Source organism: Ruegeria sp. AM7 (assembly GCF_056535965.1).
Genome location: NZ_JBQFJE010000001.1, coordinates 585,124 through 612,020, shown reverse-complemented (window position 1 = coordinate 612,020; position 26,897 = coordinate 585,124). Strand labels below are relative to the sequence as shown.

At 56.3% G+C, this 26,897-nt stretch carries 20 protein-coding genes; 12 read left to right on the top strand and 8 right to left on the bottom strand.

Annotated features, from left to right (window positions below; all coding sequences use genetic code 11):
- Position 1 precedes the first annotated feature (1 nt).
- The 11 genes from ACR3EG_RS02625 (at position 2) to ACR3EG_RS02575 (ending at position 15,349) form a co-directional block, all read left to right on the top strand.
- Positions 2 to 2,014 carry a dynamin family protein gene (locus ACR3EG_RS02625; protein WP_480482668.1) on the top strand — a complete coding sequence of 671 codons (2,013 nt, stop codon included), beginning with the start codon at positions 2 to 4 and terminating at the stop codon, positions 2,012 to 2,014.
- Positions 2,015 to 2,022: 8 nt separating this feature from the next.
- Positions 2,023 to 3,726 (top strand): dynamin family protein, encoded by a 1,704-nt coding sequence (locus ACR3EG_RS02620; RefSeq protein ID WP_480482666.1) that lies wholly within the window; start codon positions 2,023 to 2,025, stop codon positions 3,724 to 3,726.
- Between the two features lie 32 nt (positions 3,727 to 3,758).
- Positions 3,759 to 4,160, top strand: a complete 402-nt coding sequence (locus tag ACR3EG_RS02615; protein WP_480482664.1) for a hypothetical protein — start codon at positions 3,759 to 3,761, stop codon at positions 4,158 to 4,160.
- 23 nt (positions 4,161 to 4,183) lie between these two features.
- Positions 4,184 to 5,029 carry a hypothetical protein gene (locus ACR3EG_RS02610; protein WP_480482662.1) on the top strand — a complete coding sequence of 282 codons (846 nt, stop codon included), beginning with the start codon at positions 4,184 to 4,186 and terminating at the stop codon, positions 5,027 to 5,029.
- Between the two features lie 67 nt (positions 5,030 to 5,096).
- Positions 5,097 to 7,139, top strand: a complete 2,043-nt coding sequence (locus ACR3EG_RS02605) for a dynamin family protein (protein ID WP_480482660.1) — start codon at positions 5,097 to 5,099, stop codon at positions 7,137 to 7,139.
- Complete coding sequence (locus tag ACR3EG_RS02600; protein WP_480482658.1) at positions 7,136 to 8,422, top strand: dynamin family protein; 1,287 nt, start codon at positions 7,136 to 7,138, stop codon at positions 8,420 to 8,422. Before ACR3EG_RS02605 ends, ACR3EG_RS02600 begins: the two co-directional genes overlap by 4 nt.
- A 336-nt stretch (positions 8,423 to 8,758) precedes the next feature.
- Positions 8,759 to 10,900 carry a serine/threonine protein kinase gene (locus tag ACR3EG_RS02595; protein ID WP_480482656.1) on the top strand — a complete coding sequence of 714 codons (2,142 nt, stop codon included), beginning with the start codon at positions 8,759 to 8,761 and terminating at the stop codon, positions 10,898 to 10,900.
- Between the two features lie 207 nt (positions 10,901 to 11,107).
- Positions 11,108 to 12,124, top strand: coding sequence for an FHA domain-containing protein (locus ACR3EG_RS02590; protein ID WP_480482654.1), 1,017 nt, complete (start codon positions 11,108 to 11,110; stop codon positions 12,122 to 12,124).
- A 3-nt stretch (positions 12,125 to 12,127) separates the two neighbouring features.
- Positions 12,128 to 12,916 carry a PP2C family protein-serine/threonine phosphatase gene (locus ACR3EG_RS02585; protein ID WP_480482652.1) on the top strand — a complete coding sequence of 263 codons (789 nt, stop codon included), beginning with the start codon at positions 12,128 to 12,130 and terminating at the stop codon, positions 12,914 to 12,916.
- 19 nt (positions 12,917 to 12,935) lie between these two features.
- Positions 12,936 to 14,198 (top strand): peptidoglycan-binding protein LysM, encoded by a 1,263-nt coding sequence (locus ACR3EG_RS02580; RefSeq protein ID WP_480482650.1) that lies wholly within the window; start codon positions 12,936 to 12,938, stop codon positions 14,196 to 14,198.
- A 44-nt stretch (positions 14,199 to 14,242) separates the two neighbouring features.
- Positions 14,243 to 15,349 (top strand): peptidoglycan-binding protein LysM, encoded by a 1,107-nt coding sequence (locus ACR3EG_RS02575; protein WP_480482648.1) that lies wholly within the window; start codon positions 14,243 to 14,245, stop codon positions 15,347 to 15,349.
- A gap of 227 nt (positions 15,350 to 15,576) precedes the next feature.
- Here the strand turns inward: ACR3EG_RS02575 and ACR3EG_RS02570 are convergent, their stop codons facing one another.
- The 8 genes from ACR3EG_RS02570 to ACR3EG_RS02535 all read right to left on the bottom strand — a co-directional run bounded on the left by ACR3EG_RS02570 (position 15,577) and on the right by ACR3EG_RS02535 (position 25,469).
- A complete protein-coding gene (locus ACR3EG_RS02570) occupies positions 15,577 to 17,790 on the bottom strand; it encodes an NADP-dependent isocitrate dehydrogenase (RefSeq protein ID WP_480482646.1) in 2,214 nt (737 codons plus the stop codon).
- A 239-nt stretch (positions 17,791 to 18,029) separates the two neighbouring features.
- Positions 18,030 to 19,190, bottom strand: coding sequence for a tetratricopeptide repeat protein (locus ACR3EG_RS02565; RefSeq protein WP_480482644.1), 1,161 nt, complete (start codon positions 19,188 to 19,190; stop codon positions 18,030 to 18,032).
- A gap of 111 nt (positions 19,191 to 19,301) precedes the next feature.
- Entirely contained in the window at positions 19,302 to 20,327 is a 1,026-nt protein-coding gene (locus ACR3EG_RS02560) for a trans-3-hydroxy-L-proline dehydratase (protein ID WP_480482642.1), read from the bottom strand.
- Positions 20,328 to 20,336: 9 nt separating this feature from the next.
- Positions 20,337 to 21,575: an NAD(P)/FAD-dependent oxidoreductase gene (locus ACR3EG_RS02555; protein ID WP_480482640.1), complete on the bottom strand. Its 1,239-nt coding sequence runs from the start codon at positions 21,573 to 21,575 to the stop codon at positions 20,337 to 20,339.
- Positions 21,572 to 22,504, bottom strand: a complete 933-nt coding sequence (locus ACR3EG_RS02550; protein WP_480482638.1) for a 4-hydroxyproline epimerase — start codon at positions 22,502 to 22,504, stop codon at positions 21,572 to 21,574. The genes ACR3EG_RS02555 and ACR3EG_RS02550 overlap by 4 nt, the downstream gene beginning before the upstream one ends.
- Positions 22,495 to 23,454 (bottom strand): dihydrodipicolinate synthase family protein, encoded by a 960-nt coding sequence (locus ACR3EG_RS02545; protein ID WP_480482636.1) that lies wholly within the window; start codon positions 23,452 to 23,454, stop codon positions 22,495 to 22,497. Before ACR3EG_RS02545 ends, ACR3EG_RS02550 begins: the two co-directional genes overlap by 10 nt.
- A gap of 153 nt (positions 23,455 to 23,607) precedes the next feature.
- Positions 23,608 to 24,666, bottom strand: coding sequence for an ABC transporter ATP-binding protein (locus ACR3EG_RS02540; RefSeq protein ID WP_480482634.1), 1,059 nt, complete (start codon positions 24,664 to 24,666; stop codon positions 23,608 to 23,610).
- Entirely contained in the window at positions 24,663 to 25,469 is an 807-nt protein-coding gene (locus tag ACR3EG_RS02535) for an IclR family transcriptional regulator (protein WP_209196248.1), read from the bottom strand. The genes ACR3EG_RS02540 and ACR3EG_RS02535 overlap by 4 nt, the downstream gene beginning before the upstream one ends.
- Before the next feature lie 139 nt (positions 25,470 to 25,608).
- Between ACR3EG_RS02535 and ACR3EG_RS02530 the strand changes: the two genes are divergently transcribed.
- Positions 25,609 to 26,868 (top strand): ABC transporter substrate-binding protein, encoded by a 1,260-nt coding sequence (locus ACR3EG_RS02530; RefSeq protein ID WP_480482632.1) that lies wholly within the window; start codon positions 25,609 to 25,611, stop codon positions 26,866 to 26,868.
- Positions 26,869 to 26,897 lie beyond the last annotated feature (29 nt).

Sequence of the window (26,897 nt, the reverse complement as noted above, 5' to 3'; positions counted from 1 at the left end):
TATGGCGCGCAATGACCATCTTTTGTCCGTTGGCAACGAAGCTCTGACGCCTATGACGTCAGCCATGTCCGCGCTGACGACGCAGATCGACCAGCTGACTGAGGTGGCAGACGCGCGCTCGACTGCCCGGCTTGCCACGCTGAAGACTAAGATCGAAAATTTCACTGCCAGCGTTACGTTGGTTGGTCAGGTTAAGGCGGGCAAGTCTTCGATTGTGAACATTTTGGCCGGGCGCCCTGCCCTGTTGCCCTCTGATGTAAACCCGTGGACCTCGGTGGTCACGACGTTGAACATAAACACCCGGACCGAAGGCGACACACGGTCCAAGTTCACGTTCTTCGAGCAGGAAGAATGGGACAACCTGATGATCGGTGGTGGTCGTTTGGGCGAACTGGCAAATCGTGCTGGGGCAGACGACGAAATGGACGATATCCGCCGTCAAATCGGCGAGATGAAGGATAAGTCAGAAGAACGCTTGGGCAAGCATTTCGACCTGATCCTGGGGCAAAGCCACCAATACGACTACTTCGACGAAGAGCTTATCCAGCGCTATGTCTGTCTGGGTGATGAGGATGATCCGGACATCAATCCCAAAACCGGACGATTTGCCGACGTCACCAAGTCCGCTGACCTGTTCATGGACATTCCGCAGTACCCCATTTCGTTGAAGCTCTGCGACACACCCGGCGTGAACGATACCTTCATGGTGCGCGAGCAGATCACTCTGCGCAGCCTGCGGGGGTCCGAAGTCTGCGTTGTCGTTCTGGCTGCAAGCCAGGCGTTGACAACTATGGATATGGCGCTGATGCGCATTATCGCACAGTTTGAAAACCGCCAGATTATCCTTTTCGTCAACCGAATTGACGAACTGGCGGACCCTGTAAATCAGGTTCCGGAAATCCGAGATCGCATCCAAGACACGCTCAAGCAAAACAACATCGACGCCAACACCAGCGTCGTTTTCGGCAGCGCGCTATGGGCCGAGGCAGCGATCACCGGGAATCCCGATATCCTGACCGAGGAATCGCGCGAGGCTTTGAACACTTTCTATCTGGCCGCCGGGTTTGGCGATCAGGCACCATCACTGGACAAAATCTGGGCGCTTTCAGGCTTGCCAGACCTTTTGCTGGCCATGAATGAACGGATCGCCGAGGGGGCAGGCAACCGCCTTCTCGAGCGCGTCCGCCACAGGGCGCGCAATATCGCAAGCCAAATCCGCGCCACTGCAGTCGCCAAGAGCTTATCTAATAGCGACGGCATTGTCCGAGATCTGGATGGGGTGTCGACCGAAGAGGCGATCGCAAAGATCACCGAACAATACGAAAAGAAAGTGGCGGAACTGACCACGTCACTACGTGACAAAGTGATCGAACGTCTGAAGTCGGCGGAATCCAATTTTGTCAAACGTGCAACGGACTCTTTGATCTCTCATCTCGAGCAGAATGGAGAAGAAGGCACGTGGCAATATGATCCGGCAGGATTACGCACCTTGCAAAAAGCAGCCTATTTCAGCTTTGCACGCTCGATGCGCAAGGAAGCCGGTTCGCTGTACTCAACCGCGGCCTCGGATGTCGAGGCCCTGTATCAGAAGCTCTTGGGCAATCATCTAGGCGAGTTTGCCATCGAAGCCCCCATCGTGCCACGTGTCCCGCCCCCATTGGGAATTGGCCGGACCATCGCACTGGATTTGCAAAGCACATGGTGGCGTCGTTGGTGGCAGCGTCGTAAAGGGTTCGAAGCCTATGCTGCGGACTATACGCGGTTGATAGCTTCCGAGGCGAATTCGATCACCAAAGACATCGAAGAAAACCAGGTTGCTGCAGTATTGGAAAATGTCCGTGCCGTTCTGTCAGACTTCCTGCGTGAGCAGAAAGAGACATTGCTGAGCATTTCGGCCTCGGCCGAAGCGGTTCCAAATCCAAACGCAGCACTGCTGGCGGGTGGGGTGCCCCAGAAATCGCGGGACGATATCTTGGGCGATATCCTGAAAGATCTTAGCAACGAGGCAGCATAAGTAGCGACATGGCAAAAGATTCACAAACCCGCTTCGTTTCATCCAAGGCATGGGAACGCGTCGAACAGTGGTCCCGCCGCAAACCTATCTTCGCTCTTATGGGCGAATTCAGCGCCGGCAAATCCACCTTGATGAACTTTCTACTGCGGTCGCACACGCTGCCAACGCAGGTGACGGCAACTCAACTGCCGCCGGTTTGGTTCAGCTGGGGCAATCAATCTGCTTACGTTCAGCGCCACGATGGCTCGCGCGATGATATCACCCTGGATCAACTGGAAACCGTCGGAGTGAACGATGCTCAGTTCATTCGGATTTTCCTTGAAGCTGACATTCTGGAGGCCGTTGATCTAATTGACACGCCCGGTATCTCGGACCCCAAAATCTCGGACGATGTCTGGCGGCGCGCGGTTGGTCAAGCCAATGGTGTGTTGTGGTGTACCCACGCGACCCAGGCCTGGCGCGAGACCGAACGCGCAACATGGGTGGCGTTGCCAGAACGGCTTCAGAACAACTCGTTACTGTTGGTGACGCGTGCCGATGTGTTGGGGCCCAAGGATCGGCAAAAAGTCCTGCGCCGCGTCAATCGTGAGGCCGGGCATCTGTTCAATCGCTCGATCTTGTTCTCGGCTCGTGATGCAATTACCGCACGCGACAAAAGCGGCGATGCCGAGCTTTGGGCTCGCAGCGGCGGCGGCAAGATGGTCGACAGCTTCCTTGAGATTACGGAACAGATCATGGACCATCGCGCCGATCTTCTGGCGCGCTACCAGATCGACGACAGCCTATCTCCCATGGCGTTGCATGATCGTGTTGACGAGATTCAGCAGGACCAGTCTTCTCCATTGCAGTTGGTGAACCCGGAAGTCGATCCATTCGAACTGGATCGCGACGAAGTTGTCACCAGTTTCCCCGTGCGCCCTGCCCGCGTGGAATTGCGCGCTGACGATAGTGAACGCGCCCCTCGTATCGTGCCCGATGAGGCAGATCGCCTGAGGGCCGAGATGGCCACAAATACAGTTGACGCAGCACCGATTGCGGACACGCAGGAAGAAGAGGACGATCTGCGCGCTTTCTTCCGCGAGTCACCGAGCCCTACGCTGAATCTGACCGATGCACCGCTAAACACGTCCGACGAAGATGAGTATGACCTGTTGGATGAAGAGGACTTCGAAGACGAAGACTTAGTCGCAGAAGTCGCGGCTGAGGACGCTGAACAGGATGAAGACGTTTCCGACACCTTTATGGTTTCGCTTGAAGATAAACTGTCGGCGACACCTGAACAGAAGGAAGATACTCGGGAAGTTGCAGAAGAAACACCCGCTGAAACATCGGTTTCTTCTATAACGGCGCTCATGGCCGAGCAGGCGAAACATAGCGAAGAGTTCGAGCCGGAGCCCGAGACCTCGGGGTTGATCGATATGCAGGTTGTTTCGCTGCCGAACGGGTCCGAGCCACCGGTCCACAAGGAACGACTGGAGGATGTACTGAACGCTCCCGCGGGCTCTCCTCTCAGCGCCGCCGCCATGTGGCGCGAGATCTCTGAAGATGAGGAGCTGCCGCAGGACGCCGAAAGTCTGAAAAAAATGTTCCTGTCTTTCCTGGACGAATACGATCAGATCGCGGCGGAACATTTTGCGCGTGGCACCAAATCCACGGTCACGCCATTGCCTGAGGTGAACAAAAACGGCGGGGCCGAGTGGCATGTATTGTAACAGGTTTCTGAATTAGAAAAGCAGTACGTAAGATGAAAATCGAAGCCGCTTTGATCACAGCCACCGAGACCATACCCGACTGCATCGCAGCCGGGTATGTCGATATGGAAACGGGCATGTTGCTGGGTGCTCATGCGCCCGACCCGCAAGACCAGAGTGTTCTGGACACTCTGGCAATTGCTGTTGCCAACCTGTTTCAGGGGCGCGGTGTCCGTGGATTTGAAGCGCTTTTGCGCAGTATTGGAACGGAAGGCACACAGGAAGAGGGCTTTGGCGAAATCGCAGTATTGGCTGGCGACCGAATCAATATCTTCCTGCGCACTCCTGCGTACCCGGATCACGTTGTCTGCTACATCTGCCGCAGTAGCGCCAATATCGGTTTGGCCCTTACAAAATCACATCTAAGCCTCGCGCCGGTTACGGCGGCGGTTTGAGCTAGACCAGAGGAGGTCACAGTATGATGGATACGGAAATACTCGACCTGCTCGAGGATATCGGACGTTCGTCCGTGGCACGCCAGAACCCCGCCGTTACGTTGACAGGTGATTCAGCGCAGACCCGGCGCGATCAGGTCCTGCGCACAATTCGGGGAACGGTACTACCGCGCCGTCTGGAGTTTACAGCGGCAAATGGCGATTGCCTGGCTATCGAAGTGAACAGCTCTAGGGTGACGGATGTATTCCGCGTTCGAACCGGGATCGCCCCTGACTTCGAAACCCAACCGCGTGATACACTGGCTAAGAAACTGGCCGAAATCGTTACGGATATTGCGTCAGCTCCTGGACCGCTGAGTTTGATCTCCTTGCAACCAGACGCCGTGCTAGAAGCCGACGACGTCGGCATCACTTTCAGCGAGATATCGAAAGCCTGTTCTCAGGTCGAACTGCCATCTGAACCGATCGTTTCAATCGTGCCAGAGCCCGCTACAGACGACGTGCCAGCCGACGAACAGTCTGTACTGACGAACGGGTTCTTCGACGGCGCGGCATCTTTCGCGCTTGGCCGGATACATATCGGGGATAAGTCCGAAGTTCGCACCGATGGCGTTTGTGCATCAGGGCAGCCAGCCCACGCCGACCAAACCGTTTTGGAACAATTCGTCAAAGACCTAGTCGGTTGGAACGAGGATTCTACAAATGACGATCGCGGTCCTCAGTTGATCGTAATGCGACCAGCCGGCGGCAAGGGAACTGCGCTGGCCGCCCTCAAAGATGGTCAACAGACCGCCATTGTGATCCATGAAAGCCGCAAACTGGGTGCCGCGGTAAACTTGTGGAAGTCTATAACCGGCTCAGGCAGATGACCGGGCCTGAAACGTTCAAATTTTCGGCGAATTCAATTTGTGAGTTCGAGTAACCAGGGTAAATGTTATGAGTGAAAATCAACGTCGCGAATTGATAAGGGTTGCCGAAGATCTGAAAGGTCTAAGCAACGAAGAAACACGTCAGTTTATTTCCCGTATTGTCACTGATCTTACGGATCTCAAGCCCTCTATTGCCTTTGTCGGGCAGATCAAAGCGGGTAAATCACGGCTGATTAACGGGTTCACCGGTCAGGCAGAGTTTCTGCCTTCGGATGTGAACCCTTGGACGACGGTCATTACTGACATGCATTTCGGGCATCCTTCGGGCCGCACCAAAGGGGCCGAGTTTCATTTCTTTGACAACCGGCAGTGGCAATCTCTGATCGCCGAAGGTGAAGAGCTGCGCAATATGTTCCCCGATGACGAGGACAGTTATAAGCGCGAGATGATCGAAGAGCAGGTTGATGCGATGAAAGCGCGCGCCAAACTGCGTCTGGGTTTGAGTTATAAGGACCTGTTGGGTCAGCACCACGACCTCGATAATCTGACGACCGACGATTTGGCGCGGTATGTTTGTGCAGGCGACGACCCGACCGACGACGGGAACCATGACCCCGGCTCGGACCGCGGTCTATACAGCGACATTACCCGAAAGGCTGAGGTCTATTTTGACATCGGCCATTTCCCTTTTCCGCTGACAGTCACGGACACACCCGGAGTAAACGATCCGCTTCTGATCCGCGAAGAAATCTCGCGCCAGTACCTTAAGGAATCAGACTTTTTCGTCGTCGTATTGTCGGCGCACCAAGCCTTGTCACGGGCGGACCTGAAATTGTTCCGCTTGATGCAGGCGCTCGAACTGGGTCAAATCGTAGTCTTTATCAACCGCGTGGACGAGTTGGGCGGTGGTGCAGAGGATGCCGTCAAGGTGCGCGCCGACGTAATAGATGGGCTGGACAAGGCGCTTGGCAATTCGGACATCGATGTGCTGATGGGCAGTGCGCAATGGGCCCACTACGCGCTTACGGGCGACGATACTGGCGTCAACCATGACCACGTCCTTGCATGGCTTCGCGCCCATCCCGAACAGATGAAGCAATATCTGGACGGTGTTGAAGAAATCAAACAAGGTCCCGGTCCGATCAGCCGCGAAGGCGTCCTGAGGTTTGCTGCGATGATCGCATCCGGGCTTCCCGATCTGCGCCGTCACGTCACCAGCGCTTTGACCCACGGCCCGCGCGATGAACAGCTTCGTATGGCATGGCAACACTTGGACAGTTTCGCCAAGGGAGAGTTGGAACGGTCTCGTGCGCATCTGCGGGCCATCGAGGAAGAAATTTCAGGCAAACCCGAAAGCGAAGATGACAACGACAAAACTCTGGCCGGGTTGCGCGCGAAAGTGGCTGACAAGACGTCTGAGATCATCGACGGGATGGATGAAGTTCTAGCCAATCTGCGCGGTGTCATGGACGATACAGTGGCCGAAGCGGTATCGGACGTGGTGCGTGGACCCAATGGGGATTCGCCCTTGCTGGCAAAGGGCGGCGAGACGGAACTGAATTTCGGCCCGCTGCGCGATCGTATGCGCGAACTTGTCCAAGGCGCCACTCAGGTTATTCGCCAGCGAATGCTCAGTGAATTATACGCGATCGACATGCAAAGCAACGCCGCCTTGCGCGCCCTCCCAGGCTGGCAGGATCAGACAGACAACCGAATGAACACAAGCGCTGTACGGTGGTTCCGGCCTGACACAACGGCGCTGACACGCGGAATTACGGTTGAGCTGCGCGTGACATGGCTGTCGCGCCTGATTTCGCGAAAAAGCGTTGTTACCCGCGCTGAGAACATGATCGTTCAGGAATTTGAAATGATCGGGGATGATCTGGTCGACACTGCTCGCAGTGACTTGCTTGAGCGGTTGAACACAGTTCTGGATCATTACATGGCCCTTTTGGCAGGGCATCTTGAAAATCGTTCTGGTTCAAGCGAAACAAATGCCAAGGCCGAAGCGCAAGAGGCGTATAACAACGCCCAGCGTGTTGCAGATGAACTGGACACCGTTTTCGGAGCTGACGCCGCGAACGAGACTTTACCTGAGGCAGCTGAATGATCGAATTTCCGGGAACCGAGGAGGAAGTGCGTAAGCTTGAGCACTTTCTGACCGCGACTGAAGACCTTCCCACTGACGCTAAGCTGGACGACATGCGCGATCGCGCATTGGCCCATGCCGAGCGCCTTTCGAATGCGGTCAATATCGGCTTCGCCGGAGAATTCGGTGCCGGGAAATCCAGCCTTGCCAATATGCTGGCGGGTGCCGACATTCTACCGACCGGCCCGCAGCATCTGAAACTGCCGCTGGTTATCGTTGCCTATTCCGAAACTCCTGAAACGACAGTGGGGTGGTGGGGCAAAGAACCCAAAGTATACTCCGGTATTGCGCTGGAAAAGGCGGCTCAGGAAAATCCAGATTTTATCTCTGTGGGGATTAACACCCCTGCCTTGCAGGAGATTTCGTTGTTTGATTTGCCGGGAACCGGCGCATTGGACGACAGTTACAAGCCAACGCTGGATCTGTTGAAATTCGTCGATTGCGCGATCTGGTGTACCAACGGGACCCACGCCTGGCGTGAGACCGAGCGCCATCTGTGGTCCCAGGTTCCGCAGGAACTGCGCGCTAACAGTTTGCTTGCCGTAACGCATGCCGATTTGCCACCTGTCCGTGATGCGCTGGACCGGGTTCTTGCGCGATTGAACAAGGAAAACGGTGAAGTGTTCCGCTCGGTGGTGCCAATTGGCACGCCGGTGGCAGTACGGGCCATGGCGCAGGAACCCGAACCAGACTTCGCCCTTTGGGAAACTTGCGGCGGGCAGAACTTGGCCGAACAGGTATTGGAAATCGCGTCAAACCGCCGCCAGCATGACATCTCCGCTGCGCAAAGAGATCTTGAGAAAGACTTTATACCCTATCTGCAAACGCTGGATATTGACGAACCCGAACCAGCGCAGCCTGACACAGCAAAGATGCAGGCGGTCCTGGAATCCGCGCTGCCACCGCTGGAAAATCCGATCCTTGAAGACTGGCTTGCCGCGATCGCCAGTATCTATGAGGACTTGCGAGAATCCTCCGAAATTGAACCCACGGCCTTTTTGACCAGTTGCCAAGAAATCGTCGAGGATTTCGCCGAACGTTTGGAACAGGGCGGAGAAATAGATCCGCAGGCCGATTGGATTCCAGCCGAATTCGAAAAAGCCACGGATTTGCTTTTGCTGCTGCAATTTGAAAGCGGCGATGCGCCTTTGAAGGATGCGGTCAGTATTCTGGCCCAGCTCAGCGACAACCTCGCTTGGGCAGGCAGCCGGGTTGAGTCATCACAACCGCGTACCGGCACTTAACGCAATCACGTTAGGATTGTGCCTTTAAGCTGCGATTCGTCGTGTCAAGAATCATGCGTTCATTGTTTCGGAATCAATGAACAATAACTCCAAAACCGGCCTTCAGTCCGCATTTTTTTACACCGACGCATCAACATCTAGCTTTCTACCATAGCCCACCACCAAATGTTGATTATTGCGCCTTCCCGTTCTCAGTGAAGCCATGAGGCGGCCCCAATAAAGTCAAATTTGAATCGTCTAACATTCTTAGTTGTCCTGCGGTTGTGTTTGTTTGTGAGTTGACGCGCTGTTTCAGCAAAAATGCGGCCGCAAAATGATTAGAATGGGCGGGAAGAAATGAGCCATAATCAGGCTGTCGATGCGACGCACGACGAACCTAAAATTGAAGGTCTGCAACCGGGCGCAAAGCTATTGCGCGGCCAGTACGAGATCCTGCGGTTTCTCAGCAATGGCGGTTTTGGGATCACATATTTGGCGCGTAACAGCCTGGACCGTGAGGTCGTGATCAAGGAATGCTATCCGGGCGCTCTGTGTCAGCGTAACGGTGATGCCGTCGAACCCATCGACCCCCGGCAAAAGGAAGACTTGCGCGCAATCATTGATCTGTTCATTCAGGAAGCCCGCAATCACGCACGGCTGGTCCATCCCAATATTGTCGACGTGCATCAGGTGTTCGAAGACAACGACACCGCCTACATTGCAATGGACTTCATCCAGGGTTGCGATCTTCTGGACTACGTCGAGAACCCCGACAACAACGCCGGACCTGACTTTATTGTCCAGGTAACCGAGAAAATGTTGTCGGCGGTGTCATTCATCCACCAAAGCGGAATGTTGCATCGCGACATCTCGCCCGACAACATCCTGATTGACAGCAACGGTGAACCCGAACTGATCGACTTTGGCGCCGCCCGCGAGCAGGCCGCGAACCAATCTGCTGCACTTTTGACGCTGCGGGTGATCAAAGACGGCTACTCTCCGCATGAGTTTTACGTACGCGGGGCAGAACAAGGCCCCAGCAGCGACCTCTATGTTCTGGCCGCCACATTGTATCACGCGATCAGTGGCGAGCGTCCGGTCGATGGGCAATCCCGGTTGAACGCGTTCAACAATGGCACCAAAGATCCGTACCTTCCTCTGGCTGGACGGTACAAGGGATATCCCGACGGATTCTTGGAAGCGATCGACAAAGCGATGGAGGTTCACGCTACGGACCGTCTGCAAACAGCATTGGACTGGTTGCGTATGTTCCGCGGCCCCGGCGTGATGTTCGATACGTTTGAATATCGCCCTGTTTCGGTCATCGTCGCGATGGATCGTTTGGATGAAGAGGCAGAAAAAGCTCGGGTCAAAGCTGAAAGCGAAAACGCCGAGGCTGTCGTGACAGCCTTGCTTGCGGGTAATCCTGACATCGCCCTGGGTCATGAAGACAAAAAAGAGGACGAACTGGCGACTTTTCAAGCACCCGAGGAGCCTCCGGTCGCAGTTGACACGATCGTAAAGAACGGCTCAGGCGGCGGGGCTAAACTGATGGCCGGTGTTGCGGTTGTTGCTATTGCCCTAGCCGCAGGCGGCTATTTCGCAATGTCGGGCAAAGACGAGCCTGCAATACAGCCAACCGACCCCGAGGTCGCCCTCGCGCAGATTGCGGCGGCCGCCGAGATACCGGAACCCGTCGCTATAGATGAAGCCGAAGTTGCAGAACCAGCCACAACAGACGACGCAGTCAACGTCGCGATCGAAGAAACACCCAAGCAGGTGGAGTCAGAGCCGGAACCTGTCGAGCAGACTCTGGCTGAACCGGCTGTCACACAAGAAGCAGAAGCCCAGACAGCCGAACTCCCTGCCCCTGCGGATGACACCCCAATTACTCTTGCCGAGGTTCAATTCGCCTTTTCACATTGGGACGTGGAAATCCCATTTCAGATTTCTAAACGGCGTGTCTCGACTGGCAATGTAATCGCCGTCACTGGAATCGACCCGACACAAGATATGTCGGTGATCGGCGAATGGGTCGAACGTGGCGCCGCAATCTATACCCTCAACGGAGAGCCAGTACAGTCCGACGCAAGTTTTGCAGCACAGGTGTTGAACGACCTGAACGTCGACCCCGATGGCTATATCCGCGTCACAGCTCGGTATCGTCCGCTGGGTGAAAAACGAGCGATGAACGGCCTTCTGGCATTGCCGGCGATGCGTATGGTCGGTCTGGAAAACGGCTATGGCCTGACAATCCGAAATTCAGACGGCCAGGGGTGGTCAACGATAGTCAAGACAGTACCGACTGACACTGCAGGCGGACTGCGCGAAGGCGATGTTTTGGTATCGGAAGCGCAGACAGGAAATGTGTTGGACGGCCCTGAAAGCCTGGATGCAATGCTGACGGCTCTGGTCGCCGAGAACCAACCACAAGCCCGCCTGACCGTTTTGCGCAACGGAGCCCAAACCGATGCCGTCATGCAACTAGCGCAGGAGTAATTCACCCGGTTTGTTTTGTATCCGCCAGTGTGTGTTTGCTGAGGATCGTGCGCAAGTTCGTACATCTCTGTCGGGGCCCGGCCCGTCGCGGAAAGTAACAGTGACTATGGTTTCCAATCATCAGTGCCATTGCGCAGACCTGCGCGAAGGTGAGTAGCAGCCCCATGGGACTGAAGTCCCGTGCACAGAAGCAAAGGTGTCGTCACCATGTTCAAATACAAAAGCCCTCTGAGCCGGCTTCTAGAAGGTGCCGGCAAGCCGAAAGAAACCGAAACCGAAGAGGTCACCGAGGTAAGCGCTGACAAACCCGAACCGATTGCGGATTTCAATGCGCTGCGAGTCGCACTGGCGGGTAACAACATGCCGTCATCGGGTAGCTACGAAGACACAGAAGATCTGATCCCCGAAGAGGACATGCCAGAGTTCGCAGAGAACGAAGACGTGGCCGACGCCTCGGATGACAAAATCCTGTCTGAAGTTGTTGCTGAAGCGCACGAGCATGCAGACGAGATTGAGCCAGAACAGGTCGAAGAAGACCCAGTTGTTACGCTCCACGTTGCCACCGAGGAAACCATTGCCGAAACCGAGGTCGTTCTGGTCGACGCCACCCCTTCGGAACCCGTGATCGAAGTCGTTGCCGAGGAACCCTCAGCCCAGATCGAAGAAGTTACCGCAGAAGTGGTCGATGGACCTCTGGCGCCTCAGTCAGAAGAAACCACAGCCGAGGTGGTTGAGACACCTCCCGCCCCGCAACCGGTACAATCGGATCGTCGTGGACGGGTCAAAACCACCTTCCTGGGCTTTGAGCGTGCCGACACGCATGTGCAGGATCTGATGGAAACATCCGAACCAGTGGCCAAGACGGAAAGCGCGCAGCAAACATTCCCGGTTGGTTGGTTGGTTGTGACGGCCGGCCCAGGACGCGGAGCCTGCATAACGCTGACAGAGGGCCTGATGCAAATCGGGCGCAACGACGATCAGGCCATTCAGCTGGACTTTGGCGACACCGGCATTTCTCGCAGCAACCACGCTGTCATCGCCTATGACCCCGAAGATCGCAAATGCTATCTGGGTCATGGCGGCAAGGCCAATCTGGTGCGCCTGAACGGCAAGCCCGTCCTTAGCACCGTAGCGCTGAACAGCGGCGACTTGATCCGCATCAGCGAAACCTCGGTTCGGTTCGCGGCCTTCTGCGATGATGGCTTTGACTGGCGGGACGCCTGATAGATGTTGGCAACCCCGGCATATGACATTGCGCTGATCCTGGATCAGGGTCGGCGTGAATCGCAGGAAGACGCGGTCGCCGCGCGCATGTTCGATGCAGCGGGAGCCGGATATATCGTGGTCGCTGACGGCATGGGAGGGCACGCGGCGGGCGATGTAGCATCAGAACTTATCATAACCGCATGGCGCGAGGCGCTGGACGCTGAACTGGAAGAAACTGTACCGTCCGAGAGTGCGCTGATCGACGCGTTGCCATTGGCCGCCATGCAGGCCAATGCCGCCGTGGCACAGCATTCCGAAGAACAGGGTGAGGGGTTCAACATGGGTTCAACCATGCTGGGCATCCTGCTTTTGGAACAGCGGGTTTTTTGGATCTCGATTGGCGACAGCCCCTTGTACTTGTTTCGGGACGGAATGTTGCGGCAAGTCAACGAAGATCACTCGATGGCGCCGATCATCGACGCGCAACAGGCCGAGGGCAAGTTGACCCGAGAAGAGGCGCTGTCGCACCCAGATCGGAACCAATTGACCTCGGTCATCATGGGTGCCGCTATCCCGAAAGTGGATTGCCCTGAACTCCCGCTGGAACTGACCACATCTGACGTATTGATCGCTGGCAGTGATGGGCTTCAGTATCTTAGCAACCCCGAGATTGAGCACATCCTGCAGACGCAGTCGAAGGCTTTGGCACAAGATATCGCAGACGCGCTGTGGCGCGCCTTGCGCGACAAAAACGACCCCGATCAGGACAATGCGTCCATCGCAGTTCTGAAACTGACAAGAAACGATTAAAGGCAAAGCGACAGGACACATGAGACCTCATCTGATCATCTCCAGCCTGGCTCTTGCGGCTGCGACCGGCACCGTTTCGGCGCAAGAGGCGTGCTCGACTTACGAAATTCAGCGCGGCGACAGTCTGCGCGAGCTGGCTATTCAAGTTTATTCGACCGAAGATTTTGGCATCATCTTCGACGCCAACCGCGATGTGATAGGGAACAATCCCAACATCATCCGCGTAGGAGACGTCCTGACCTTGCCTTGTCTTGAAGATGTAGGCCGGGCCCCCACACCCCCTGCTACCGAGGCCGAGGCTATGGCCGCCGAAATGGCGTCCGAACTGGTGAAGGCTGCAGAGGAACGTGCTGCAAAGGCCATTGCCGAGGCTGAAGCGCGCGTCGCGGCAGCCGAGGCAGAAGCCAAGCAAGCCAGTCAGGATGCAGTTGTCGAAGCCAAAGCCGCTGCCCGGCAGGAAATTGAAGCCGCCCGTACCGAAGCCGCTGCGCTAATCCGGGACGCAGATGAAAGCGAGCAGCCTGAAATTCGCGACCGCCAGCTGTTGCTGATTACCGGCGGCAACTATGCACCTTTCACAGACGAAGCTCTGCCGCATCGGGGGCTATACACAAACCTTGTGGAAACCGCGATGCTGCGCGCAGCGCCGGAACAGGGATACAAGATCCAGTTCGTCAACGACTGGTCCTCGCATCTGGACCTGCTGATGCCGACTCTGGCCTTTGACGCAACATTCCCCTGGTCGCGACCGAATTGCGACGAACCCGCGGCCTTGTCGGAAAAAGACCGTGGTCGTTGCGACACCTATAATTTCTCGAACCCGTTCTACGAAGTGGTCGATACCTATTTCGCGCGCGAAGGTTCCGGCTATGAACAGACCCTTACATATGCTGATTTCGCCGGCACCACGATTTGCCGGCCCGAAGGCTGGACCTTGTCTCATATGGATGCGGTTGGCCTTTACGAACCCGCAATCTCACTTTTGCGCCCAGTGTCCCCTGACGACTGTTTCCATGCAGTTATGGAAGGCCGCGCAGATATCGTCGCAATCGAAGCCCACCTGGCTGTCGAGGCGATATCGCGCCTGGGATACGAACACCGCATCATCGAAAACCCCAACCTTGCGGCGATCAAGTCGCTTAACGTCATGACCCACAAAGATAATCCGGATGGGGAAGCGATCCTTGAGACGCTCAACCAGGGTCTGGCGATCATGCAGCAATCCGGAGAGTGGCGCGATATCGTGTCAAACGCTCTGCGGTATCAAATGGAAAATGGCTAAGGCCCCAATTGGCCTAACAACAATAATGTCTGGAGGATGAGGACATGTTTAATATTGATCTGAAGAAAGTTGCGCTGTCGGCCACCGCCGTCACTGCCCTGAGCGCCGGAGCCGCCGCAGCACAGGAAGCCTGCACAAACTACACCGTTTCCGATGGCGACACGATGGCGACCATTGCAATCGCAGCCTATGGCACATCAAACTACCAGCCGATCTTCAACGCGAACCGCAACATTATCACCAACCCGAACGCTCTGGAGCCCGGCCTTGTTCTGGCTCTGCCCTGTGAAGATGGCAGCCTTCCCAACGGTCAGTCCGCGCAAGAGATCATTGCAGCCGAAGAACAGCGCGCGGCAAGCGTCAAACGTTCGAACGTATATGCGCCGCCCATCAAAATGGTTGCGGGCAACGGCTGGGAGCCTTTCACCACTGAAGGCCTGAGCGGCGGCGGCATTATGACCCGTCTGGCGACAACCAGCCTACAACGTGCGGGCAACCAGCGTGACTATTCTGTCAGCTTCGTTGATGACTGGACGTCGCACCTGGAAACTCTGCTGCCGCTCGGCGCGTTTGACATTTCGATCGCCTGGACTGTGCCAGACTGCACGAACCGCACCTATGAGTGGTCCCCTGAAACCGAAGCACGTTGTACGCAATTCGTGGCCTCGGTGCCGGTTTATGATGTGGTCGGCGGCTTCTATACCCTGCCCGAAAGTGACTACACAAACGCCACCACTTTCAAAGATTTCGAAGGTGCAACTGTCTGCCGTATGCAGGGTTGGAGCATGGTCGTTCTTGAAGAAGTTGGCCTGAACTACGACAATACAACTGTGGTTCAACCAAACTCGGCACGCGAATGCCTGGATGCGGTTTTGACCGGTACTGCAGATGTCGCCGCATTCGAAGTGGAACTGTTCGCTGCGACCATGAAAGACATGGGCCTGACCTCGAGCGACATCGTAGAAAACCCCTATGTCTCAACACTGTCGTCGATGAGCTTCCTGGCGCACCGCACCAACCCGTTCGCTCGTGAATACATCGCGATGATGAACAAGGGTCTTAACGAGATGCGTGAATCCGGCGAATGGTACGCGATCATCTCGGATACGTTGCGCGAGCAGAACGAAAAGCTCAACGCAGCGTCCAACTAAGGCTAAACAAGAAAGGGCTGGTTGAAAAACCCGCCCTTTCTTAGATTACCAAGCCCCCAAGGGAATCCCCCAATTACCAGACTTTTCTGGAAGTACAGGATGCAGCTAACATACCCGGTGAGGTTTCGACCTCTCCACTCACTCTAAAAGGGGCCGACTTTGGGGGTCGGCCCCTTTTACTTTTCTAAATCCTTTGCGCCTCACGCCATAACGCGGGCCAACCGATGTTAATCGATCAAACCGTTCAAGGTCGCACTCGGGCGCATAACCTTCGCGGTCTTAGCCGGATCGGTGTGATAATACCCACCCAGATCAGCGGCACCGCCCTGCGCTGATGCCAGTTCCGCCAGGATCGTCTCTTCTCCGTCTGCAAGTGCCGTCGCCAATGGTGCAAATTCGGCGGCCAGTTCGGCATCGTCCGATTGCGCGGCCAAAGCCTCGGCCCAGTAACGGGCGAACCAGTAGTGGCTGTCGCGGTTGTCGGGCTGGCCAACTTTGCGGCTGGGCGAGCGATTGTGATCCAGAATACCCTGCGTTGCGGACTCCGCCGCGGCACCCAGAACGCCTGCCTTGGCGTTGCCTTTGCTGTCGGCCAGGAAGTTCAGCGACTCACTCAGCGCGCAGAATTCACCCATCGAATCCCAACGCAAGTGGCTTTCCTCGACCAGTTGTTGCACGTGTTTCGGGGCCGAACCGCCCGCGCCGGTTTCAAACAGACCACCGCCATTCATCAGTTTGACGATGGACAACATCTTGGCCGAGGTGCCCAGTTCCAGAATGGGGAACAGGTCGGTCAGATAGTCGCGCAGCACATTTCCTGTGATCGCAATCGAGTCTTTGCCCGCTGTGATCGTCTCCAGCGATTGACGGGTCGCTTCTCGCGGGGCCAGGATCAGGAATTTGTCAGCCACGCCTGCGGCCTCAAGCGCCGGTGTAACGTATTTGATTAGTTCAGCATCATGGGCGCGATTGGCGTCCAGCCAGAAGATCGCCTCGGACCCGGTCAGGCGCTGGCGGTCCATGGCCAGCTGGATCCAGTTCTCGATCGGGGCTTTCTTGACGGTGCAGGACCGCCAGATATCGCCCTGTTCGACATCATGCGAATGCAGCGTCTCGCCATTGGCCAGAACGATACGGATAGTGCCGTCAGCAGGTGCCTGGAACGTGGTTGGGTGGCTGCCGTATTCCTCGGCCTTCTGCGCCATCAGGCCCACATTGGCGACCGCACCGGCAGTGGCCGGGTTCAGCGCGCCATTGGCTTTGAAGAAGTTGATCGTTTCGTCATAGACGGACGCATAGCAACGGTCAGGGATCACGCAATTGGTGTCGCCCTTGGCGCCAGCTTCGTCCCAGCCTTTACCCCCTGCGCGGATCACGGCGGGCATTGAGGCGTCGATGATCACATCCGACGGTACGTGCAGGTTGGTGATGCCTTTGTCACTGTCGACCATATACATGGACGGACGGTCGCCCTTGATCGCATCGATGGCGGCCACGATCTCAGCATTGCCCTGAACACGCTCCAGCAGATCACCCAGGCCCGAGTTCGGGTTCACACCCAGCGCATCCAGTTCTGCACCGAATTTGTCAAAGACCGAAGCCAGCCAAGCCTTGACCGCATAGCCAAAGATGATCGGGTCCGAGACCTTCATCATCGTGGCTTTCATGTGCAGCGAGAACATGGTGCCGTCTTTCTTGGTGTCCTCAATGGCCTCAGCCAGAAACGCGGACAGAGCCTTGACGGACATGAAAGTCGCGTCGGCCACGGTGCCCTCGGCCAACGGCCAGCCGTCTTTCAGAACGGTGGTGGTGCCGTCTTTGCCCACGAATTCGATCTTGGCATCGCCTGCCTGCGCGGCGGTGATGGTGGCCGATTTCTCGTTTGCGTAGAAATCGTTGCCCGACATCGAGGATACTTTGGTCTTGCTGTCCGAAGCCCAATCACCCATCGAATGCGGGTTCTTCTGGGCGTAATTCTTCACGGCCTTTGCCGCACGACGGTCGCTGTTGCCTTCGCGCAAAACCGGGTTCACGGCCGAACCCTTGATGGCGTCATAGCGCGCGCGAATGGCTTTTTCTTCGTCGGTCGAGGGCTCTTCGGGATAGTTCGGAATGTCGTAACCCTGCGATTGCAGCTCTTCGACGGCGGCTACCAGCTGCGGGACCGAGGCCGAGATATTGGGCAGCTTGATCACGTTTGCTTCGGGCGTTTTCACCAGCTCACCCAAAGCGGCCAGATCATCGGTGATGCGCTGAGCGTCTGTCAAGTTCTCTGGGAAGGTCGCCAAAATGCGCCCGGCCAGAGAAATATCCTTGGTTCCAACGCTGACACCAGCCGCCGAGGCGAACTTTCGAATGATGGGCAGGAACGAGGCGCTGGCCAGCTCGGGCGCTTCGTCTACAATGGTATACAATATGTCGAAGTCTGATTTATCTGCCATATTCTTTTACCTTTTTTAAAGCCTTTCGGGGCGTGCGTTCCAAGAGCTGGCCACTTCTGCGTGGCCAAAACGGGGCGCGACTAGATTACCGCCCCAACGGTGACTCTGATTTGACAGGGCCTCCCTTAAATCAGGATCGCCTTGGGATCAATTCCCTATCTGGGGCGCAAATTGACACGGGTGGGTCGATTGTTCCGCATCCAGCACGACAAAAACACAAACCGAAGGAAAAAACGCAACTATTGGTCAGTCGATTCCGACACCGGTTTCTCAAGTTGGAAGAAGCTCATGTCCCAGGCAACTCGCTGGACATATTCCTGGACCACCTGATCCAAATGATCTTCGGACCCGGCATAAGCCGCCCATGGAACGGAAACGCCAGCCGAGGCGAACACACCGCTCAAGATTTCCTTTCGCCCGGAATATCCAAAACTTTGCAAAGCCGTTTTGATATCTGGCTCCGCCAAGTCTGGCCTGCCTGCAAAAGCAAATAGATAACCGCTAAGCAACTGCTCTATTTCGCCGCGCCACAAATACCAAACAATCGCAGAATAATACCATCGCGTGAAAAAGGTGCCCTTATCTTTTTCAACGTCACCCTTCTGAAGGACGGCAATCTTTTTTATATATTCGATCCCCTTGTTCTCATCACCGATCTTGAGATGAACCAAAGCCGGCCAGTACAAATCTGATGTTTTGCCCTGCTCTAGCCGCGCAAGGTTATGTGCCGCCTCAAGCGCGCTGTCGCGGTCCCCGGTGTATTTCAGGTCGTAAAGCAGTTGAGAGTAGTGCACCCAATCTTCGTCCGGCCAGCGTACTTCGGCCTGTTTTAGGAATGCCTCGACCCCGTCAAAGCCGTTCAATTCATAGCTTAGATCCAACAACTCGTAACCCGCCTTGCCATAGCCCGAGTCGATCTTCAGGGCCGCTTGCAACCCGCGCCTTGCAGCGTGCGGGCGCCCGTTCCGTCTGTCAAAACCGGATTTGCGGTACAGGGCAAACAAACTGTCAGGATCTATCTGCAACGCGCTGTCATAATCCGCTGCTGCCGCCTGAGTGTCACCAAGGGCGTCATAGGCGAACGCGCGTCTCAAGAGTGAATTTGCGTCATTGGGATACACCGTCAAAGCACGAGTGTAATCCGCTACCGCCTTGTCAAACTGCCGGTCGCAATAATACGCCCAACCTCGGGCTCTAAACAGCGCATTACGATTGGCCTCGGTGGCTCCGTTTCCGTTCAACAGCGCCGTACACGCTGACACTGCCTGGGTGCGCTTAGCCTTACCGCCGAAACAAGTCAGCGCAAGCTCGGAATAATTGACCGAGGATTGAGACGGCGCGTTTGCTGATAACAGCAGCGCGGTTGCAATAAAAAATAGGGCGGCAACCCGAATTTTCATGAGGATCCTTTCGCAAAGGCTACTCTTCTTAAGGTAGTAATGAGGCCTGCGGCTAAAAAGGTTTGAGAAGTACAATAGATCGCACGTGATGCCTGCAAGGCACGGTGTCGTCTAAACGCCCCAAGTGTCGCTTAACCGATACCCGCCTTGCCATGGGTCATCGGGATCCAGCATGTGTTGATGGGTACCCGTGATCCAACCTCGGCCGCTGATCTCGGGGATAATTGCAGGTCTGCCTTCCAGATCCGCATGCCCGGTAATGCGGCCTGTGAAACGTGAACCAATGATCGAAACGGCCTCGAAGGTTTGACCAACAGCCAGTTCTCCCTTGGCGGCCATCAAGGCCATGCGAGCCGATACAGCTGTTCCCGTTGGCGAGCGGTCGATCTTGCCCGGTTGAATCGCCACGGCAGATTTTCCAGTCAAGCCAGCCGGAGTCGCCTGAACCGGTCCACAAAACGCGCAGAATGAGATATGGGTCCAATCCGGGTTCTGAGGGTGGGTAAAACCCAGCTGTTCATTCGCAGCATTGGTAATCGCTACCCCAATGCGCGCGAGATCCCGAGCCTCGTGCGCTACGATATCAAAACCCAATGTCGGCGCGTCGACCACGACAAAGCTGTCGCCGCCATATGCTGTGTCAACGACCAGCTCCCCCACACCGGGCACATCCAGTGTAGCGGCAATTTTGTCCGCAAAACTGGGCAGGTTCCGAACATGAATACGCTCGGCTTTGCCATCCCGACATTCGGCACGAACCCGGACCAGACCTCCCGGCGCTTCCAGCGTCAGATGCGTTTCCGGCTCTTGCATCGGGATCATTCCGCTGTCCAGCAAAACGGTAGCGACGCAGATCGCGTTCGAACCGGACATGGGCGGCGTATCTTCGGGTTCCATGATGATGAATGCGGCATCCGCATCGGGATGTTTGGGCGGCACCAAAAGGTTCACGTGGCGAAAGACACCACCGCGGGGTTCATTGAGAACAAAGTTGCGCAAAGTCTGATCCTGCGCAACGAACGAGCGCTGTTCCCACAGGGTATCTCCGGGCGGGGGCAACACACCCCCTACGATGACGTCACCCACTTCACCCTCTGCATGGGCCGATATGACGTGGAGTGTTTTGACGCTGCGCATTTGACCTCTCTAAAATCGAGTAGCCGCGTAAGGCGTCATCGGGATGGGCAGTTCATCGCCGTCGATCAGCCCCGCTACAAGTTCGGCCGTACCCGCCGATTGAGTGAGCCCCAGATGCCCGTGCCCAAAGGCGTAGATGACATCAGGTGCGTGCGCAGCCGCCCCAATGACCGGGATACTATCCGGCAGGGATGGCCTGAAGCCCATCCATTGCGTTCCCCCCGCCGTGTTCAACCCCGGCAGAAATTGTATCGCTTTGTTCAGCAGTGTGTCGGCGCGCTTGAAATTGGGCGGCAAAGTCAGCCCACCCAATTCGACTGCACCACCGATGCGCACGCCGCCGTTGATGCGGCTGGCGACAAACCCATGTCTTGAAAAGGTCAGATGCATCCGCAGATCGAAAGCGCCGGGTGGCAGGGTTGTGTTGTAGCCGCGCTCGGTTTCTAGCGGGATATGGTCGCCCAGTGTTTGCGCCAGATGATGCGACCAGGCACCCGCAGCCACAACAACCTTTGTTGCGTCCAGTGTCCCGTCGTCAACGGTTATCCGCACACCATGTTCTAACGGAGTCAACGCGCGAATATTGCGCGTTTCGATCCGCCCCTGCCTTTCACGAAACGATTTGGCCAAATGGTCGACCCACTGCTTTGGGTCGACCACGTTAAGCCAGTTTGGGGTGAAACCAGCATGGGTGAACCGTCGACTAAGTCCCGGCTGTTTCTCGGCGATCGCCTCGGGTGTCTCAAGCAGTTCAAATTCGATTCCGTGCGCGCGTCTAAGATCCCAGGTTGACAGGCTGGCGTGATATTCGGCCTGGGACTCATACAATTGCAGTTGCCCATCGCGCTGCATCATCTCTTCGCCATTGACAGAAGGGATCAGTCGCTCCAGAGCGGCGCTGGAAATCTTCATAAGGTTCGACTGCGCGCCCAACAGATCCGCATAGCGCGACGGCTGGCTAGCCCGCCAAAAGCGATACATCCAAGGTGCAATCTTGAACGCATAGGCAGGAGGTATCGACAACGGGCCCAGCGGGTCCAGCAACCATTTCGGCGCTTTGCGCATGATGCCTGGTGTCGCCAGCGGTTCGACCTCGGGGAAGGCAAAAGCCCCGGCATTTCCGGCCGAGGTTTGCGCGGCGACTCCGTCTTTGTCCAGCACCAGCACCGAGTGTCCCCGGCGCTGTAACTCCAGCGCGGTTGTGATGCCGATGACTCCGGCCCCGATGACAACAACCTGCTGAGTCATAACTGAATGCCGTTGCGGAACGGATCAGCTGAGGCAAAAATCAAATTGGCCTGAGCCATTATATGAGCCTGCCCGGTAATCGAAGGGATAACTCCACCTTCGTGGCCAGGCTGATACGACAGGCGATACGTGCTACCAATAATGCTCTGTTGAACGATTTCCTCACCTGGGACCAAAGCACCATCTGCCGCCATACAGGCCAACAGGGCCGAGCATCCCGTCCCGCAAGGCGAACGGTCGTAATTGTCGTCCGGGCACAGCACAAAGTTGCGGCTGTGAAGGTCCGGGTCGATTGGCGTGTCCTGAAGGATGACATGATCAATCAGCTCGCCCTTTTCGCCCCCGATGCCCTGCGCGATCGACGCCTTGCGGATGGCAACAGTCAGATCGGTCAACGCGCGAATTCTGTCAGACGTTACAGGGATCGGGCTGGGATCAACAATAAAGAACCAATTGCCCCCGTAGGCAACGTCGCCCACGATTTCACCGTGGCCCGGTACGCTTATTGTCACGTCACTATGGACCCGTCGGCTTTCGATATTTCTGACTGTCACAGTGTTTTCGTCGTGCAGAGTAACCACCACCACACCGGCAGGAGTTTCAATTCGGCGCTCTCCGACATCAATGCGGCCCAGATGAGCCAGTGTAACCGCCAGCCCGATTGTGCCGTGGCCACACATGCCCAACACCGCATCCACGTCGAAATAAATCACACCAGTCACGCAGGTCGGGTCGACCGGTTCAACCAACAAAGCACCGACCATTGCCGGTTGTCCACGTGGTTCAAGAAGGATGGAGCGGTAGAACTCTCTGTGATCGGACTCCAACCTCCGTGCACGGTCAGCCAATGGACCAGTCCCCAGATCCGGCGCGCCGTCAAGGATGACCCGCGTGGGCTCCCCGCCGGTATGGCTGTCGATCACATGCATTCAGCGATCACTCCACCCTGTTTCGACCAGTTTGCGAACCATGCACCGAACAGCGCGTATTGCTGTTCGCAATAGTTGCGTTGTGCATCTGTCAGTTCATCTGTTTCGTTGAAGTGCAGACGATATTCCTCTTCCCCGTTCAGAACCAGTAGGTGTTTGTAGTAGAGCACCAGATCCGGCCCTTCGTCAAAGCTGGACAATACATGAATGGCTTCGGTCAACTCTTGTGCGCGTTGGCGCGCTTCGGCGTGGCCTTTGGCTGCCTTTTTAGACAACGCGGCCAGCAATAACGCTTCGCGCGGCAATGCAGTCCCAATCCCTGTGATCGAGCCGGTGGCACCGCAATTGACAAAACCGTGGTAAACCTCGGTATCAACCCCGACCATAAGCGTGACTTGATCGTCGTGGCTGGTGATATTTTCAGCCGCATAACGCAGGTCATCCTTGCCCCCGAACTCTTTGAAACCGATCAGGTTGGGATGTTCCGCGCGCAAAGCAAAGAACAGGTCAGCGCGCGTTGCGAACCCATAATAGGGACTATTGTAAATAATCGCGGGCACGTCGGGTGCGGCATTCAGAATCGCCTTAAAGTGGTTCCGCTGCGCAGTCGGAGAGCTACCACGGGACAGAACACGTGGGATCACCATCAGCCCCACAGCTCCGACTTTTTGTGCGTGGGCGGCATGGGCAACAGCAGACTTGGTGTTGATTGCTCCGGTGCCTACAACGACGGGCAGACCGGCAGCGACCAGACGCTCTACCCCTTCCATGCGTTGCGCATCAGTCAACAGCGGCCAATCCCCCATCGAGCCGCAATAGACAACCGCCGACATGCCTGTGTCTATCATCTGACGTCCTTTGCGAACCAAAGCGTCAAAATCCGGCTGGCGATCCGCTGTGCATGGGGTCATGAGCGCGGGCATAGTGCCGGTAAAAACGTTGGTGGTCATCGGACAATCCTTCGAAAACACAAGTTTGAGAACGCAGCGCATGCGCTGCTTTTCCTTGCGTTATCGGATATTGGATACAAAATCCACACTCAAATAACCAAAAAGGCGTCGAACTCAATGCACGACGCCCTTCTAGCCCAAAATCTACAAAGACTATCGCAGCCGTTCGCCTGTTTCGTTGTCAAACAACATCGCCCGCTCGGCCGAGAACGAGATTCCGATTCGTGCGCCTTGCTTGCTGCGTTCATCGTCACGCTCTTCGATGATCAGCTTGTCTCCATTTGCGGTCAACAGATAAGAATAGCTGACGCCGCCAAGCGCTTCGGTCAGGTCCACGGTGCAGGTATCGCCTGTACGATCGACCCGAAGGTGCTCAGGCCGTATCCCCAACGTCACTTTCGTCGCATTTGCGGGGACAGAAGACGTCACCGGTACAGGATGATTGAACGCGGGGTGCGTTACACGGCCATCAACCACGTCACATTCCAAAAAGTTCATCGCTGGCGAACCAATAAACCCGGCAACGAATCTGTTGTCCGGGTCGCGGTACAAATCCATCGGAGCACCGACCTGTTCGATCCGACCGTCTCGTAAAACAACGATCTTGTCGGCCATAGTCATCGCCTCGACCTGATCGTGGGTCACATAGATCATGGTTGCGCCGATTTCATTGTGAAGGCGCGCGATCTCAACCCGCATCTCGACCCGCAATTCGGCGTCAAGGTTCGACAACGGCTCGTCGAACAGGAACACGTCGGGACCGCGTACAATGGCCCGGCCAATGGCAACACGCTGACGCTGACCGCCGGACAAAGCCTTCGGTTTCCGTTTCAGGTATTGATCCAACTTCAGAATGGCCGAAGCCTCCTGAACCTTTTGGATTATCTCGGCTTTCGCCACGCCGTTCATGCGCAGGCCAAACCCCATATTCTCGGCCACAGTCATGTGCGGATAGAGTGCGTAAGTCTGGAACACCATCGCAACGCCACGCTTGGCCGGGTCCAGATGTGTCACATCCCTTGCGCCGATGTGGATTTCGCCTTCGGTGGTTTCCTCAAGTCCAGCAATCATCCGCAGCAGTGTGGACTTACCGCACCCTGAAGGGCCAACGAAAACACAAAACTCTCCGTCTTCGATCTGCAGATCGATTCCATGAATGACCTGCGTCTCGCCATATCGCTTGATCGCACCGTTCAGAGTGACCCCTGTCATGTCCCTTGCATCCTGTCGCTATTTCCGTTTGGGCGGGTTTCCGGGAACCGCCATGACTGCGCCTCAGCTCCGATCTGATCGGCCACACGGCGGACCCGAGGCACCCAAGCTTGTAGCTGGGCAAAACTCATCCGTTCGGTTGACCCAGTGATCGAGATCGCGCCCAGCATGCGCCCCCCTTCGGTCAGGACCGGGCAGGCAACGCAGATGATGCCGGGCTCATGCTCTTCATCATCAACGGCATATCCGCGCTCTCGGATCGCAACCAGATCAGCGCGCAATAACTGCTCGGAAGCGAGCGTCTTGTCTGTAAAGCGATGAAAGCTCTGCTGTGAAAGAGCTTTGGCCAGTTGGTCAGGCTCCAAATGTGCCATCATCGCCTTGCCGACACCCGTGCAATAGGCAGGACCCACCTTTCCCGCTTGCGAATACATTTCGACCGGCTGCGTCGCGTTTCTTTTGTCGACGTACAAAACCTGACCGGAATCCAGCTGGGCCAAATGAACAGTTTCCCCGGTTTCACGGCTAAGCGCGTCCAAAAATGGCCGGGCAATCGGCGCGAGTGAGCTTTGGGTCCACGCAGCGTGGGCCAGGCGCACCAGACGCAGACCCGGCGCATAGGTCTGTCTGTCGGGGTCATAAGACAACATACCCTGATTGGTCAGCGATTGGAGAAACCGATATAGCGTGGCCTTTGGGAAATCGCTGTGCTCAAGCAATTCGCCAAAGCGAACCGGACGCGCGAAAGCCGCAACCTGATCCAGCACATCACATGCTTTACCTATCGTTCCGTCACCAGCCACGGGCGCGCATTCTCCTCCACTTACCCAATGGCCGAGGCCACGAGGGTCTTGACAAGACTAACCGAGTCGATGTGTAGTTTTCAACATATAAAACTGAGTTCCACAATATGGAACCATATGGAAGCTAAGGGAGGAAACCATGCATTCCATCTACAAGCGCACAACGGCCGCGCTGGCCATGAGCGTTGCACTTGCCATTCCGGCCTATGCCGAGTTGACCGGCGAGCTTCGGATTTTCCTTGATACATCGAACCCGGCGCCACGCGCGACGATGGAGGCGATGATCAATCAATTCGCAGCTAAACATCCGGGGCTTGAGATCGAAACCACCGTGATCGACCGCGAAGCCTACAAGACCCAGATCCGCAACTTCCTGACCGCCGATACTCCCGATGTGGCCAACTGGTACGCCGCCAACCGCATGAAACCTTATGTCGAGGCCGGCCTGTTCGAAGACGTCTCGGACCTATGGGCTGAACCCGAAATCGGTGAAAACCTCGCCTCGACCAAGGGCGCTATGACCATCGATGGCAAGCAATGGGGCGTACCTTATACCTATTACCAATGGGGCGTGTACTACCGCAAAGACATCTTCGATGAGCTGGGCCTGTCCGAACCTACGACTTGGGAAGAAGAGCTGGCGAACTGTCAGAAGATCGTCGAATCCGGCCGCGCCTGCTATACGATCGGCACCAAGTTCCTGTGGACCGCCGGGGGCTGGTTCGACTACCTCAACATGCGCACCAACGGGTTCGATTTCCATCAGCAACTGGCCAATGGCGAAGTCAGCTGGGAAGACGACCGCGTAAAACAGACCTTTGCCAACTGGCGTCAGCTGATCGACATGGGCGCATTCGTCGACAACCACCAGACCTATAGCTGGCAAGAGGCCCTGCCCTTCATGGTCAATGGCGACGCCGCGGCCTATCTGATGGGCAATTTCGCAGTGGCCCCCCTGCGCGAAGCGGGTCTGACGGATGACCAGCTGGATTTCTACCAGTTCGTCGCCATCAACCCCGATGTCGAACTGGCCGAGGACGCGCCAACCGACACGTTCCACATCCCATCGAACGCCTCGAACAAAGAAGCCGCGCGTGAATTCCTGCGCTTTGTCGTTTCGCCCGAGGTGCAGACCCAGATCAACAACGGCCAGAACCTTGGTCAGTTGCCGATCAACGCAAAATCTTCGGTGGATGACGACAAATTCCTGCTGCAAGGGTTCGAGATGCTGTCGACCAACAGCCCCGGTGGCGTCGCCCAATTCTGGGACCGCGATGCACCAGCGGAAATGGCAAAAGTCTCGATGGAAGGTTTCCAGGAGTTCATGGTCAAACCCGACAATCTGGACCGTATCCTGTCCAAACTGGAACGCGCTCGCAGCCGGATTTACGAGAACTGATCCACATACAGCGTCAGGCGGGTGCCAAC